This is a genomic window from Pseudomonas frederiksbergensis, from assembly GCF_035751725.1.
In the GTDB taxonomy this organism is placed as follows: domain Bacteria; phylum Pseudomonadota; class Gammaproteobacteria; order Pseudomonadales; family Pseudomonadaceae; genus Aquipseudomonas; species Aquipseudomonas frederiksbergensis_A.
In genome coordinates this window covers 3,224,204-3,238,397 of sequence record NZ_CP142104.1, presented here as the reverse complement: position 1 = coordinate 3,238,397, position 14,194 = coordinate 3,224,204, and the positions used below count along the sequence as shown (strand labels likewise).

Here is a 14,194-nt window from a genome sequence, read left to right as displayed (position 1 = left end):
TCAGCGCGCTCAGGCGTCCGCATCCTGCCGTTTGCATTCATCGAGGGGGCAACTGCTGCAATAGCCGACGCCGGGAAGGCGGTAGCGGATGCAGCAGATTCGCCGCAGGCGCTGCGGCTCGTCCTCGCCGATGTCGTGGTAGCGCACGGGGGCGAACAACGGGTTGCGCCGGCCATCGGGGCGCAGGCGGGCGGTGAGGATTTCCCGGGCGGGCAGGGTGCTGTCGGGGTTTGCCAGCGGATGCAGGTCGATCCGCGTGGAGACGAACTCGAAGGTGTTGCCGGCGTTGCTCCAGAACAAACGGGGCGAAGCGCGGCTGACGCTTGCCAGCGTGTCGATGACCGGTTCCAGATGCTGTTCGATCAGCGCCTGGAACCGTTCGAAGGCCGTGCATCGAGGCAGGGGTTGCCCGGCGTCGCGCAGATGCAAGGCCTGTGGCCGGGCGTCGTCGCCGAGTTTCAAGCCGACGTCGTTCAGGGCGAGCGGCAGGTCCCGTTGCAGCAGCAGGGTGGCGGCCATCACCGGCGCAAGGAAGGTACTGAAATACCACTTGGACCACAGTGACACCAGCGCCAGGCGTTCATCGGTCTGGTAGCGCGCCAGCAGCTCGTCGACGAAGTCATTGAACGTCTCGCGCTGGAAGAACAGCTCCGCCGGCAGATCGGTGCGGGGCTGGCTGCGCAGTTGCAGCTTTTCTTCGAAGGCCACGAGCGGCCCGGTGAACAGCGGAGCAAGGCTGGGAATCATTGACTCATCCGTGACCGCGAATTGAGAGGGGATATCGTCCAGAGGGGGCGAAGTATAAACAGCACACCAGCGTCTTGCGACTGTTCGCCGACGCTGAAACAGGCGAGCAACATAAGTTTTTTAAAATATTAATGAGAATCGCTACCATTAGTATTGTATCGTAGCGACCTTTCCCGTCATGCCAGTCAAGGAGCAAGCAATGAGTTTGGATAGCCCGGATACGCGGTTTCTGGTTGTCGTCAACGAAGAGGAGCAGTACTCGATCTGGCCGGACTACCGCAGCGTGCCCGCTGGCTGGCGCACCGTGGACATGCAGGGCAGCAAGGAAGAGTGCCTGGCCTACATCGAGAAAGTCTGGACCGACATGCGCCCGCTGAGCCTGCGCCAGGCCATGCAGGCACAAGGACAGGGCTGATCGCCCGCGACCTCGTACTCATTTCAGGGAGTCAAAATGGAAAGTGTCCAGCCCCGTTCATCCTCCAGCGCCACCTTCACGCTGGAGCAGTTCCGCCACCAGGCGCCTCGCGAACTCAATACCAACCCGTACCTGCAACGCCAGGCGGCCCGGGAATCGAATGCGCGTTCCTATCCGCGACGCATCCCGCTGGCCCTGCAGGAAGCCCATGGGCTTTATGTGCGCGACACCCAGGGCCAATTATTCATGGATTGCCTCGCCGGCGCGGGCACCTTGGCACTGGGCCATAACCACCCGGTGGCCATTGCCGCCATGCGCCAGACGCTCGATTCCGGTTTGCCCCTGCACACCCTGGACCTGACGACGCCGGTCAAGGATCGCTTCGTCGAAGACTTGTTCAATGCGTTGCCGGAAAACTTTGCCCGCCACGCGCGCATCCAGTTCTGCGGACCGACCGGTGCCGATGGCATCGAGGCGGCCCTGAAGCTGGCGCGGATCGCCACCGGGCGCAAGCCGATCCTCACGTTCTCCGGGGGCTACCATGGCATGACCCTGGGGACATTGAGCCTGATGGGCAACCTGGGGCCGAAACAGGCGCTGGGCTCGCTGATGGCGGACGTGCAGTTCCTGCCATACCCGTATGACTACCGCTGCCCGTTCGGCATCGGCGGTGAAGCCGGCATCGACGCCGGGCTGCACTTCATCGAACAGCTGCTGAGCGATCCGGAATCGGGCGTGTTGCCACCGGCGGCGGTGGTCGTGGAAGTGGTGCAGGGCGAGGGCGGGGTGATCCCGGCACCGGTACGCTGGCTCCAGGGCTTGCGTCAATTGACGCGCCAACATGGTGTGGCGCTGATCATCGATGAAGTGCAAACCGGCCTGGGTCGTACCGGCAAGCTGTTTGCGTTCCAGCGTGCCGACATCGAGCCGGACATCCTGGTGCTTTCCAAGGCCATCGGCGGCGGGCTGCCATTGGCCGTGATGGTCTACCGCGAGGAGCTGGACACCTGGAAGCCTGGCTCCCATGCCGGCACGTTCCGTGGCAACCAGATGGCGATGGCTGCGGGTGCTGCAACGTTGCGTCATATCATCAGCGAAAACCTGCCAGGGCACGCCGACATCATGGGGCAGCGCCTGATGGAGCAACTGCGCCAGTTGCAGGGTGATTACCCTTGCCTGGGCCAGGTGCGTGGCCGGGGATTGATGGTGGGCGTGGAAGTCGTCAGCGACATACCGAGCGACAGCCGGGTTCCCCCGGCGGATACGGCATTGGCCCAGGCCATCCAGCGCCAATGCCTGCGCCTGGGAGTCATCCTGGAGCTGGGCGGGCGTCACGGCGCCGTGGTGCGATTCCTGCCGCCGTTGATCATCCAGGCCGAAGAGATCGATGTGCTGGTCGAACTGTTCCGGGTGGCGTTGAACAATGCCCTCGCCGAGACCAAGGGCAGGGCGTTGCACATCGCTTGATCCAGCGCTGGCCCTTCAAACCGGCCAGCGCTGTCGCCGTGGTTGCTACTTGTAACGCTGCTCGAAGACCGCCAGTTGTTCAGGCTTGATCAACTGGAAGGGCACCCACACCTCAGCTTCCACCGGCTCGCCCTTGATCATCTTCAGGGCTGCCTGCACCGCGCTGGTCGCCTGGGCCTTGGGGTCCTGGAACACCGAGGCGACCAGCATCCCGCGCTTGATCGCCGCCAGGCCGTCAGGCAAGCCGTCGATGCCGACAATCGCGATTTCACCCTTGCCCTTGCCGGCCTGTTGCAACGCCATGGCCGCACCGATGGCCATCTCGTCATTGTTGGCGACGATGGCATCGAAACGGCTGCCGGCGAGCAGCCAGTTGCTGGTCAGGTCCATGCCTTTGTTGCGCTGCCACTCGGCACTCTGCTGCTCGACAACCTTGATGCCTGGAAAGTCCTTGAGCACCTGCTTGACCCCTTCGGTGCGGTCATGGGTGGCGTTTTGCGCAAGGTCGCCCATGATGATCGCGAGGTTGCCCTTGCCACCGAGTTTTTCGGCCAGGTAACGCATCTGCAATTGGCCGGCCTCGATGTCATTGGACGCCACCGTGACCACGCCTTTGGGCAGGGTGCGTTCGTCCGGGTGACGGTTGACGTAGACCAGCGGCGTCTTCGCCTCGACCGCCGCACGGGTGATATTGGCCGTGGCCGAGGTATCGACTGGCAGGACGATCACGGCATCCACTTTCTGATTGATGAAGCCCTGGACCTGGTTGAGCTGGCGAACCACATCGCCCTGGGCGTCCTCGAACTGGATCTGGACGCCATCTTTCTTGGCGGCCTCGTCCAGGCCGTTGCGCACATAGGTCATGAAGTTATCGTCGACCCTGGCGATGCTGACACCGATGCGATAGTCGGCGGCGGCCCATTGGCTGAAAAACAGGAGTAGCGTGGTGAACAGCAGTGTGCAACGACGCATGATGGGTTTCCTTTTGTTGTTATGAAGTGAACGTCATCGAGAAGTGCTGGCACGGGCCTCATCTATCCAGCGTGAAGGCCTGCCTGAAGCGCTCAAGCGCCGGCTCGCTGTCGCCGCTGGCCCAACCTTCGAGGCCGACGACACCGCGGTATCCCATGTTGGACAGGGCCCTGGCAATCGCCGGATAGTTGATTTCGCCGGTGCCGGGTTCCATACGACCAGGCACATCGGCGACCTGGATTTCACCGATGGCGTCGCCGGCGCGCTGGATCAGTTCGATCAGGTTTCCTTCGCCGATCTGCGCGTGATAGAGGTCCAGGTTCATTTTCAGGTGCGGGCTGCCCACGGCTTCGATCAGCGCCAGGGTGTCGTCGGCGCGGGCGAACGGTGTGCCCGGATGGTCGACTTCAGTGTTGAGATTTTCCAGCAGGAACACCCGGTCGGCGTCTTCACCCAGGCGGGCGATTTTTTCCAGGGTCTTGCAGGCGCTCAGCCACATGCGGCCGGTGGCCTGGCCAACGGGCTTGACCGGCAGACCCCGGTCACCCAGGCCGGTGCCGTGCAGGTTCAGGCTCGGGCAATTCAATTGCGTCGCTATGCCTAAGGATTCCCGGGCGCTGTCGAGCAGTTGCCGAATGTCTTCGGGGTCGGTCAGGTTGCCCGCGATGTAGCCGGTCATGGAGGTGAAGTCAGCGCCGGTTGCCGCAAGGGCCTGGATGTCCTTGGTCGTCCAGTTCCAGATCTCGACGCTGAAGCCCAGCGCATGGATGCGTTTGACGCGTTCGACAAAGGGCAGGTCGAGGAACACCATCTCGGCGCTGACCGCCAGCTTGAACGGTATGACACTCATGAAAGCGCTCCTTGCACACGCACCGCCTTGCCTTGTTGGAACGACTCGATGCAGGCGCGGGCGATCGCCAGCGCGGCCCGGGCGTCTTCACCGCTGGCGAGGGGCTTTTCACCGCTGCGCACGCAATCGACGAAGTGGTTGAGCTCGGCCACGTAGGCGTCACGCAGCAAGTCGGTGTCCATGCGCTGGGTGTCGGCCTGGACGCCATTGGCCAGGTAGCGCAGCAAATCGCCGTCGTTGACGCTGCCCATGGTCAGCATGCCGGCGCTGCCGAACACTTCGCCACGGACGTCGTAGCCGTACACCGCCTGGAAATTGGCCTCGGCGGTGGCGATGGCGCCGTTGTCGAATCGGATCGTGACCACTGCGGTGTCGAGGAAGCCTTTGTGTTTGAAATCCGGCGCGATCAACGCGTCGGCCATGACGAACACCTCGATCGCTTCGGCACCCGGATTGAGGTAGCGCAAGGTGTCGAAATCGTGAATCAGCGTCTCCAGGAAAATCACCCATTGCGGCGAGGCGGCGGGGTTGTTCAATGCCGGATCTCGGGTCAACGAGCGCAGGAGTTGTGGCGTACCGATTCGGCCGGCAACCACGTCCAGGTGTGCGGTGCGAAAGCTCTTGGCGAAGCGCCGGTTGAAGCCCACTTGCAGCGTCACCCTCGCATCGGCTGTGGCGGCAATGGCGCGGTCGGCCTCATCCAGGGTGATGGCCATGGGTTTTTCGCAGAACACGCTTTTTCCCGCCTGCGCCGCGCTGACCACCAGTTCGGCGTGGCTGCGGGCCGGCGCGGCGATCAGTACGGCGTCGATATCCGGGTCATCCAGCAAGTCTCTTGGATCGGTGTAGACCTTCTCGACAGCCAATTCCGTCGCCAGCTTCGCGGCCTGGCCAGGCGTGGGGTCGGCAATGGCGCCAAGGCATGCGCCGGGGATGTGGCGAGCGGCGGTCAGGCCGTGAAAGCTGCCCATGCGACCGGCACCGATAAGACCCAGGCGGATGGTTTTTGACATGCTCATGGAATGACTCCCTTTTATTGTTGTTCGCGACTCGTTGTCGGTACACCGATGGGAGCAAGGGCTGTGCCAGTTTATAACGTCTTGAAAACACTAGCGTTTATAGGCTTAGTGAACGTGGAGATGTTCATTTGGATGACATGTCTATACTGACATGTCGAAAATATGAACATAGAACCTGTCATGAATGCACAGCCGATGGCCTTGGACGTTGAAGACCGTGACTACCTGACCGCCCTAGGCCCCGCGTCGTTGAATGGCGGTTCAAGCCCGGCGCTGGATGAGGCTTGGCGAGCCTGCTTGAAGGGCGTCACCGAGCGTCCCCCCGGTGTCAGGCAAGTGATCTGGAATTCCTGGCGGCGCAGCGTCGAAGCCGGGCTCGACCCGCAAGACGGCGAGTACCGTTTTGTCGTGCCCGCTGAGTTGACCGCGACGTTGGCGGCGAATCGATTGTTGATTGCCGCTGCTGCGCAGGTCATGCGCGGCTTGCTGGCCTACAACCCCAACGGGCATATCAACCTGACCGATGCTGAAGGCACCACGTTGTATTTCTGTGGCTTGGACCTCACGCCGATCGGCAGTCGACTGCTGGAGTCGGTACAGGGCACCAATTGCACCGGGCTGGCGCTGGTTGAGGACCGCCTGGTGTACGTGCTGGCCGGGGAAAACTTCGGCGCCGGCCTGCGCCAACGGCATATGCATTGCGCCGCCGCGCCCATCCGCGATTCCCACGGACGAACGCTGGCGATGTTGACGTTGACCGCCGAACCCGGCTGGTTTCACTTCCACACCCTGGGCACCGTCCAGGCTGCGGCCGAAGCCGTCTCCCGGCAAATGACGCTACATGCGTTGCTCGAAGAGCAACAAACGGTCCTGGAAGTGCTCAACGAGGGCTTGGTGGTGCTGGACGAAAACGGTGACATCAAGGCCCTCAACCATTACGCCCGGCAGTTGTTTCGTGTCGACCCTGCCTGGCTGGGCAAGCCGTTCCAGAGCCTGGGGCAGACCGAACTGAGCGGTGAAATCCTGCGCAGCGCCGGGGAAGGGGTGAGGGACCTGGATTGCACGTTCGAGCTGCATGATCGCAGCCACCTGGCCTGCCTGGTGTCGGTCTGTCCCCTGGAGCAGGGCGGTCGTATTGTTTCGTTGCGTGAGAACCGGCGCATTCGCGAGATCACCCGGCGCATCATCGGCACCCAGGCCAGCTACACCTTCGAAACCATCCAGGGCCGCTCCCGCGCCATCCAGGACGCGTTGCACTTGGGCCGAATCGCCAGCCGCAGCGACTCGACCACCCTGATCCTTGGAGAAAGCGGCACAGGGAAGGAGCTGTTCGCCCAGGCCATCCACAATGCCAGCGAGCGTCGCGGTGGGCCTTTCGTGGCGGTCAACTGCGGGGCCATTCCCCGGGACCTGGTACAGAGCGAGCTGTTTGGCCACGTCGAAGGCGCATTCACCGGATCGACGCGCGGCGGCTCGGCGGGCAAGTTCGAGCTGGCCGATGGCGGGACGATATTCCTCGACGAAATCGGCGACATGTCCTTCGATGCCCAAGTCAGCTTGCTGCGCGTCCTGCAGGAAGGCGAAGTCACCCGCGTGGGGGCGAAAAAATCGTTGCGGGTCAACGTTCGCATCATTGCCGCGACTCACCGCAACCTGAGCCAGGCGGTGGCCGAAGGCGCCTTTCGCGAGGACCTCTACTATCGACTCAACGTGCTGGGCCTGACGGTGCCCCCGCTGCGGATGCGCCTTGAAGATGTGCCGATGCTGGCGCGGCACTTTCTGGCCCGTTGCGCCCGGTCGCTGCGAAAACCCATGCGCGACCTGTCACCCGAGGCGCTGGAGCTTTTGGGCGCCTACCACTGGCCGGGCAATGTCCGCGAGCTGGAAAATGTCATCGAGCGGGCGACCAACCTGGCTGCCACCGAGCTGATCCAGGCGAACGACCTTGCATTGGAAATCAGGCAGGGAGGGCAGCCATCGGCCCGGCACCCTGCTCCCGCGCCCCGAGCGGCCGTGGATCTTGGCACCCATGAAATGAATGCGATCATCGCAGCCCTCAGGGACACGCGAGGCAATATCCGCCTGGCCGCCCGGCAGCTGAACGTATCCCGTGGCGGTTTGTACAACAAGATGAGCCGATTCGGGCTCAAGGTCGAAGCGTTCCGTTCGGGCTTGGACTGATCCAACCCCAGACCCCATCAGCCTCGACCACGCTCACGCCCGAACGCAACCAGGCATCCGCCAATCAATAACGCGGCACCCGCCACCAGCAAGGGAGTGGGCCTCCGCGTCGGCTTGCGCCAACCGCCCTCCACGCGTCGCTGGCCGCTGGGTGGGGCGAACAGATTGCCTGCAGAGGTGGCCGATGCCGGGCTGCGGTTCAGGCCCCGGCGCGTCAGCCAGCCGGACAGTTGTGCGAATCCTGGCAACAGAAAGTGTGCCGCTCTCGCCAATACCGCCGCGCTGCCGACGGTGGTGGTGGGCTTGGGATTGAGGGCGCAACTGACCATTGCCTCGGCGACGCGATGCGGGTCGTAGACCGGAGGCGGTGGCTTGAGCGCGTGGCCGGTGTAGTTGGCGCCATCGCGAAAGCCCGGCGTATCGATGACGGCGGGATAGACGTCGCAGACGTGGATGTCCCGGTATTCTCCCAGTTCACCGCGCAAGGCTTCGGACAAACCACGCAACCCGTATTTACTCGCCGAATAAGCCGCCGCGTAGGGCTGGGCGACCCAACTGCCCAGCGACAGCGTATTGATCAGGATGCCGCGCTTTTGCTTCTTGAAATACGGCCAGGCCACGTACGCGCCACGCAGGTAACCGAGCAAATCGGTTTGCAAGACCTGCTCATGGACTTCCAGCGGCGTTTGCTCGAAATCGCCCACCGCACCCACGCCTGCATTGTTGATCCAGATGTCGATGCGACCGTCACCGAACGTCGCGGCTTCGGCGGCAAGCGCTTGCATCTGCTCGCTGCTGGTAACGTCGGTGCACACCGCCAGCGCGTTGGCTCCTTCTGCCTGGCATTGTGCGACGACCTCATCGAGTGCGGCACGGTCGCGTGCCGCCAGCACCAGGCGTGCGCGCTGCCGGGCGAACGCCTGCGCGGTGGCACGGCCGATCCCGCTGGAAGCGCCGGTGATGACAACGAGTTTTTCCGCCAAGGGATACGACTTGGTTTCACGGTTGGAGGCGGTTCCGCCTGCAGGCTGGTCGATCTCGGGCCGCATGGGCGTCAGCTTCAGGCGCACGCCGTCCGCCATGATCAGCGTCAGGTCTTTGATGGTGCCGGCGACCCTGTCGGGGTAAACCGGCTCGCCCTCGGGATCAAGCTGGTCATAGATAAACTTCTCGCCCTCCAGCCAGCCCACTGACGTGTTCAGTTCAGGGCCCAGGTAATACTTTCCATCGAGGAAGAAGCCGGGGAAATGCGGCGCTCGCTCGACGCTCTCGACGGCGTAGCGTTCGCCCGCCCTCATGCCGGTTGCCGGGGAAATCATGATCAACACCTCCGCTCTGTTGGTTCTGCGATAGAGAGCGGGGGTGAAACAGGGGTTCCATCGAAGTGAGGAAAGGAAGTCCGAGTGAACCGTGGCTCATTTCCGTCAGTCATTTCTGTAGGAAGTGTCCACATCAAGGAGTCTCAGATGCGTTCTGTTTATCTCGCTAGCCTATCCCTCACCGCGCTGCTCTGCGCCGCGTGTTCCAGCCAACCGTCCGCGACCTGGAGCTACGAGGACGCGCAGAGTCGCACCCCGTTACCGCCCGACCAGGCGTACCCCGAGTTGTTTGAAGCGGTGCAAGGCAAACAGCTGTTCACGGACCAGAAACATTTCGTCGACGCGCTGCCCAAGCGCGATCCCGCGCAGATTCGTGCCGATTACCTGGCACGTCGCGACAGCTCGGATTTCGATCTCGGCGCCTTCGTAAAGGACAACTTCATCGAATCCGGCCAGGCTGAAAGTCCGACGCCCAAACCCGGTGCGCCGATCAAGGAGCACATCGACAACCTCTGGCCAGTGCTCAGCCGAACCTACACCCAAGTCCCGCCATACAGCAGCCTGCTGCCATTACCGCAGCCGTATGTGGTGCCCGGCGGTCGTTTCCGGGAAATGTATTACTGGGATTCGTATTTCACCATGCTGGGTCTGGAGCAAAGCGGCGATCGGGCGCAGGTTCGCCAGATGACCGACAATTTCGCCTACATGATCGACACCTACGGCCACATTCCCAACGGCAATCGCACCTACTACTTGAGTCGGTCGCAGCCGCCTTTCTTCGCCTACATGGTCGAGCTCCAGGCGCACATCGAGGGTGAGCAGGCTTACGGACGCTACCTTGGGCAATTGCAAAAGGAATACGCCTACTGGATGGAAGGTGCGCAAACGCTAAAGCCGGGTGAGGCCGGGCGCCATGTCGTCAAGCTTGCCGACGGCAGCGTGCTCAACCGCTATTGGGATGCCAGCCCCACGCCTCGCCAGGAGTCGTGGTTGCAGGACGTCAAGACGGCTGAACAGGCAGCCGACAGACCCAAGGAAGACGTCTGGCGCGACTTGCGCGCAGGTGCCGAAAGCGGCTGGGATTTCAGCTCCCGTTGGTTGGGGGATCACAAGACCCTGGCGACCATCCGCACCACCTCCATCGCGCCGGTGGACTTGAACAGCCTGATGTATCACCTGGAGCGCACCATCGCCAAGGCTTGTGAAACGGTACGGAACACGCCGTGCACCCAGGCCTATGGGCAACGCGCCGAGCAACGCCAGCGAGCCATCGAGACGCATCTGTGGAATGCCGATGGCGGCTACTACGTGGACTACGATTGGCAGCAGGACCGCCAGCGCCCGGCGCTCACTGCCGCGACGCTGTTCCCGCTTTATACAGGCCTGGCTTCCAGCGAGCGTGCCGATCGTACCGCCGACGCGGTGCGCCAAGGCTTGTTGCGTCCCGGCGGCATCGCCACCACCCAGGTGAATAACGGCCAGCAATGGGACGAGCCCAATGGCTGGGCGCCGTTGCAGTGGGTCGCAGTCGAAGGCTTGGAGCGCTACGGGCAAACTGGCCTGGCCCGGGAGATTGGCAGCCGTTTCCTGCAACAGGTCCAGGACCTCTATAGCAAGGAAGACAAGCTGGTGGAGAAATACGACGTGTCCGGACAAGGCAGCGGCGGAGGAGGCGGCGAATATGAATTGCAGGACGGCTTCGGCTGGACCAACGGCGTGACGCTCAAATTGCTCGGCAAATACGGCAATTGAGCCGGGCTACTTCAGTGCTATTCTTCGCGAAATTGCGAAGAATAGGGCTGTGGTAGCGTCGATGAACACAAGTCGTGATCAATTACCGTTGCCGGAAGACCTCAAGGTGTTTCTGGCCGTTGTCCGGAAAAACGGCTTTGCCAGTGCCGCCGAGGCGTTGGGTTACTCGCCGGCTTATATCAGCAAGCGTATTTCGGTATTGGAGTCGACGCTGTCGACCCGGCTGCTGCACCGCACGACCCGACGCATCGCCTTGACCGACGATGGCGAGCGCGTGCGGGTCTGGGCGGAAAAATTGTTGGGTGATTTCGATGAATTTGTCGGCGAAATCGCTCGGGCTCGGCATCAGCCCACCGGCTCATTGCACATCTGCAGCAGCTTCGGGTTTGGCCGCAATCATGTCGCGCCGGCCATCGGCAAACTGTCCCAGACGTATCCAGGGCTCGACATCCGCCTGGACGTGTTTGACCGTGTTGTCGATATCGTCGGCGAAGGGTTCGACCTGGAGATCCGCGTAGGTGATGACCTGCCGGGCCAGCATCTGGGGCGCAAGCTGGTGAGCAACCGGCGAGTGCTCTGCGCATCCCCTGAATATTTGCGACGACGGGGCACGCCGCATTCGCTGGATGACCTCAAGGATCATGATTGCCTGGTGCTCAAGGAGCGCGATAACGCCTTCGGTATCTGGACCTTGAGCAAGGATGGGCAGCCGGAGACGGTGCGCGTCGGCGGCCCGTTGTCCTCCAACAGTGGTGAGATTGTCCTGGAGTGGGCGTTGAGTGGCGGCGGGATCCTGTTGCGCTCGATGTGGGACGCCGGGCCGCTGTTGGAGCAGGGGCGGCTGGTTCAGGTCCTGCCGGCTTATTCGCAGAGTGCCAATGTCTGGGCGGTCTATCCGACGCGGCTCAGTCAGTCGGCGAAGCTGCGGGTGTGCGTCGAGTTTCTTGAGGCGTGTTTTCAGGATCTGTCGGTTGGGCAGCTGGTGCAGGCATAAAAAAACCGCTTGGCCTTTGCAGGCCAAGCGGCGTTGGGTGCAGCGTGAAGATTTACTCTTCGATGTTGCCCATGGCGGTGGTGTTGAAGCCGCCGTCCACGTACATGATTTCACCGCTGATGCCCGACGCCAGGTCCGAGCACAGGAAGGCGCCGGCATTGCCGACTTCTTCGATGGTGACGTTGCGACGCAGCGGGGTTTGCGCTTCGTTGGCGGCCAGCATCTTGCGGAAGTTCTTGATGCCGGAGGCGGCGAGGGTGCGGATCGGGCCGGCCGATACGCAGTTCACGCGGGTGCCATCCGGGCCCAGGGAGCCGGCCAGGTAGCGAACGCCAGCTTCCAGGGAAGCCTTGGCCATGCCCATGACGTTGTAGTTAGGCATGGTGCGCTCGGCGCCCAGGTAAGACAGGGTCAGCAGGCTGCCGTTGCGGCCTTTCATCATTTCGCGACCGGCCTTGGCAAGGGCCACGAAGCTGTAGGCGCTGATGTCGTGGGCGATGCGGAAGCCTTCGCGGGTGGTGGCTTCGGTGAAGTCGCCGTCCAGCTGGTCGCCCGGGGCGAAGCCCACGGAGTGCACGATGCAGTCCAGGCCGTCCCACTTCTTGCTCAATTCTTCGAAGACCTTGGCGATTTCTTCGTCGCTGGCCACGTCGCATGGGAAGCACAGCTCAGGGCTCGAACCCCAGCCTTGCGCGAACTCTTCGACACGACCCTTGAGTTTGTCGTTCTGATAAGTGAACGCAAGCTCAGCGCCCTCGCGATGCATGGCGGCAGCGATGCCGGATGCGATGGACAGCTTGCTGGCGACACCGACGATCAGTACGCGCTTACCGGCGAGAAAACCCATGTGTTGCTCCTCTTTCAGGTTATTCGGCAGTTGTTGGGGCCAGGAAGGCGGCCTCCAGCAACTGCTGTGTATAGGGGTGTTGCGGCGCGGCGAATATGCTGCGGGCATCACCTTGTTCGACCACTTGGCCATGCTTGACCACCATCAGTTGGTGGCTCAGCGCTTTGACGACAGCCAGGTCATGGCTGATAAACAGGTACGTCAGGTTGTACTTGGTTTGCAGCGACCGCAACAGCTCCACCACTTGGCGTTGCACGGTACGGTCCAGGGCCGACGTCGGTTCATCCAGCAGAATCAACGCCGGCTTGAGCACCAGGGCCCGGGCAATGGCGATACGTTGCCGTTGCCCTCCGGAAAATTCATGGGGGTAGCGGTTCCGGGTCTCCGGGTCCAGGCCTACCTCCTTCAATGCCGCGATTATCGCTTGTTCCTGTTCGGCCGGGGTGCCGATCTTGTGGATCCGCAACCCTTCGCCGACGATCTGGCTGACACACATCCGCGGGCTCAGGCTGCCGAACGGGTCCTGAAACACCACTTGCATCTCCCGGCGCAGCGGCCTGACTTGCTGCTGCGTCAGGCTGTCCAGGGCGTTGCCTTCGAAGCGGATCCCGCCTTGGCTGCCGATCAACCGCAAGATCGCCAGCCCCAATGTCGACTTGCCGGAACCGCTCTCGCCAACGATGCCCAGGGTCTGGCCCTGGGGCAGGCTGAAGCGGATCCCGTCCACGGCCTTGATGTAATCCACCGTGCGCTTGAACAGGCCTTTCTTGATCGGAAACCAGACTTTCAAGTCCTCGACCTCCAGCAATGGCGGACCGACGACGTTGTTGGCCGGGTTGCCGCTGGGCTCGGCGGCCAGCAATTCCCGAGTGTACGGATGTTGCGGTGCGCGGAACAACTCTGCGCACGATGCCTGTTCGACGATGCAACCGCGCTGCATGACACATACGCGATGCGCAATTCTTCGCACCAGGTTCAAATCATGGCTGATCAGGAGCAGCGACATGCCCAGGCGCGCCTGCAAATCCTTGAGCAGATCGAGGATTTTCAGCTGCACGGTGACATCCAGCGCGGTCGTCGGTTCGTCGGCGATCAACAGTTCCGGCTCGTTGGCCAGGGCCATGGCGATCATGACCCGCTGGCGCTGGCCGCCGGACAACTCATGGGGCAAGGCCTTGAGGCGCTTGTGCGGTTCGGGGATGCCGACCAGCTCCAACAGTTCGAGGGAACGGCGGGTGGCGACTTTCCCGCTCAGGCCCTTGTGGATGCCGAGCACTTCATTGATCTGCTTTTCAATGGAGTGCAGCGGGTTCAGGGACGTCATCGGTTCCTGGAAGATCATCGCGATCCGGTTGCCGCGGATGTGGCGGATGGTTTTTTCCTTCAACTCCAGCAGATTCTGGCCGGAATACTGGATGGTCCCTGTGGGGTGGTGGGCCAGCGGGTAGGGCAGCAGGCGCAGGATCGAGTGGGCGGTGACTGATTTGCCCGAGCCGCTTTCGCCCACCAGGGCCAAGGTTTCGCCGCGCTTGATGTCGAAACTGACGCCCTCGACCACCCGCTGGCGGCGTTCGCCGACAATGAACTCCACCGCCAGGTCGCGTACTTCGATCAGGTTGTCCTGGTTCATA

The 14,194-nt window shown here is 62.5% G+C and carries 12 protein-coding genes; 5 read left to right on the top strand and 7 right to left on the bottom strand.

The annotated features are described in order from the left end of the window. Nucleotides 1-9: 9 nt before the first annotated feature. Complete coding sequence (gene fhuF / locus VQ575_RS14420; RefSeq protein WP_198726346.1) at nt 10-747, bottom strand: siderophore-iron reductase FhuF; 738 nt, start codon at nt 745-747, stop codon at nt 10-12. Between the two features lie 199 nt (nt 748-946). Between fhuF and VQ575_RS14415 the strand changes: the two genes are divergently transcribed. Both VQ575_RS14415 and VQ575_RS14410 read left to right on the top strand, forming a co-directional pair. After that, the gene (locus tag VQ575_RS14415; RefSeq protein ID WP_039589903.1) at nt 947-1,162 is read left to right on the top strand and encodes an MbtH family protein; all 216 of its coding nucleotides are present in this window, start codon (nt 947-949) and stop codon (nt 1,160-1,162) included. Nucleotides 1,163-1,198: 36 nt separating this feature from the next. After that, nucleotides 1,199-2,629, top strand: coding sequence for a diaminobutyrate--2-oxoglutarate transaminase (locus VQ575_RS14410; protein ID WP_325917746.1), 1,431 nt, complete (start codon nt 1,199-1,201; stop codon nt 2,627-2,629). A gap of 45 nt (nt 2,630-2,674) precedes the next feature. On the opposite strand, the gene VQ575_RS14405 is transcribed toward VQ575_RS14410, so the two are convergent. From VQ575_RS14405 to VQ575_RS14395, 3 genes are read right to left on the bottom strand one after another with little or no spacing between them, the layout of a single operon-like run. After that, a complete protein-coding gene (locus VQ575_RS14405) occupies nt 2,675-3,601 on the bottom strand; it encodes a sugar ABC transporter substrate-binding protein (protein WP_039589907.1) in 927 nt (308 codons plus the stop codon). Nucleotides 3,602-3,659: 58 nt separating this feature from the next. Next, complete coding sequence (locus tag VQ575_RS14400; RefSeq protein ID WP_198726342.1) at nt 3,660-4,451, bottom strand: TIM barrel protein; 792 nt, start codon at nt 4,449-4,451, stop codon at nt 3,660-3,662. Further along, on the bottom strand, nt 4,448-5,470 hold the full coding sequence (locus VQ575_RS14395) for a Gfo/Idh/MocA family oxidoreductase (RefSeq protein ID WP_045156339.1): 1,023 nt from the start codon (nt 5,468-5,470) through the stop codon (nt 4,448-4,450). Before VQ575_RS14395 ends, VQ575_RS14400 begins: the two co-directional genes overlap by 4 nt. 180 nt (nt 5,471-5,650) lie before the next feature. On the opposite strand from VQ575_RS14395, the gene VQ575_RS14390 reads away from it, so the two are divergent. After that, a complete protein-coding gene (locus VQ575_RS14390) occupies nt 5,651-7,651 on the top strand; it encodes a sigma-54-dependent Fis family transcriptional regulator (RefSeq protein ID WP_198726338.1) in 2,001 nt (666 codons plus the stop codon). Between the two features lie 17 nt (nt 7,652-7,668). On the opposite strand, the gene VQ575_RS14385 is transcribed toward VQ575_RS14390, so the two are convergent. Beyond that, nucleotides 7,669-8,970 carry an SDR family oxidoreductase gene (locus VQ575_RS14385; protein WP_325917744.1) on the bottom strand — a complete coding sequence of 434 codons (1,302 nt, stop codon included), beginning with the start codon at nt 8,968-8,970 and terminating at the stop codon, nt 7,669-7,671. A 147-nt stretch (nt 8,971-9,117) separates the two neighbouring features. On the opposite strand from VQ575_RS14385, the gene treA reads away from it, so the two are divergent. Both treA and VQ575_RS14375 read left to right on the top strand, forming a co-directional pair. Beyond that, entirely contained in the window at nt 9,118-10,722 is a 1,605-nt protein-coding gene (treA, locus tag VQ575_RS14380) for an alpha,alpha-trehalase TreA (protein ID WP_325917742.1), read from the top strand. 61 nt (nt 10,723-10,783) lie between these two features. Then, a complete protein-coding gene (locus VQ575_RS14375) occupies nt 10,784-11,716 on the top strand; it encodes a LysR substrate-binding domain-containing protein (protein ID WP_039589916.1) in 933 nt (310 codons plus the stop codon). A 52-nt stretch (nt 11,717-11,768) separates the two neighbouring features. Here the strand turns inward: VQ575_RS14375 and fabI are convergent, their stop codons facing one another. After that, a complete protein-coding gene (gene fabI, locus VQ575_RS14370) occupies nt 11,769-12,563 on the bottom strand; it encodes an enoyl-ACP reductase FabI (RefSeq protein ID WP_003202751.1) in 795 nt (264 codons plus the stop codon). A 19-nt stretch (nt 12,564-12,582) separates the two neighbouring features. Continuing rightward, complete coding sequence (locus VQ575_RS14365; RefSeq protein WP_039589921.1) at nt 12,583-14,193, bottom strand: ABC transporter ATP-binding protein; 1,611 nt, start codon at nt 14,191-14,193, stop codon at nt 12,583-12,585. Nucleotide 14,194: the final 1 nt, after the last annotated feature.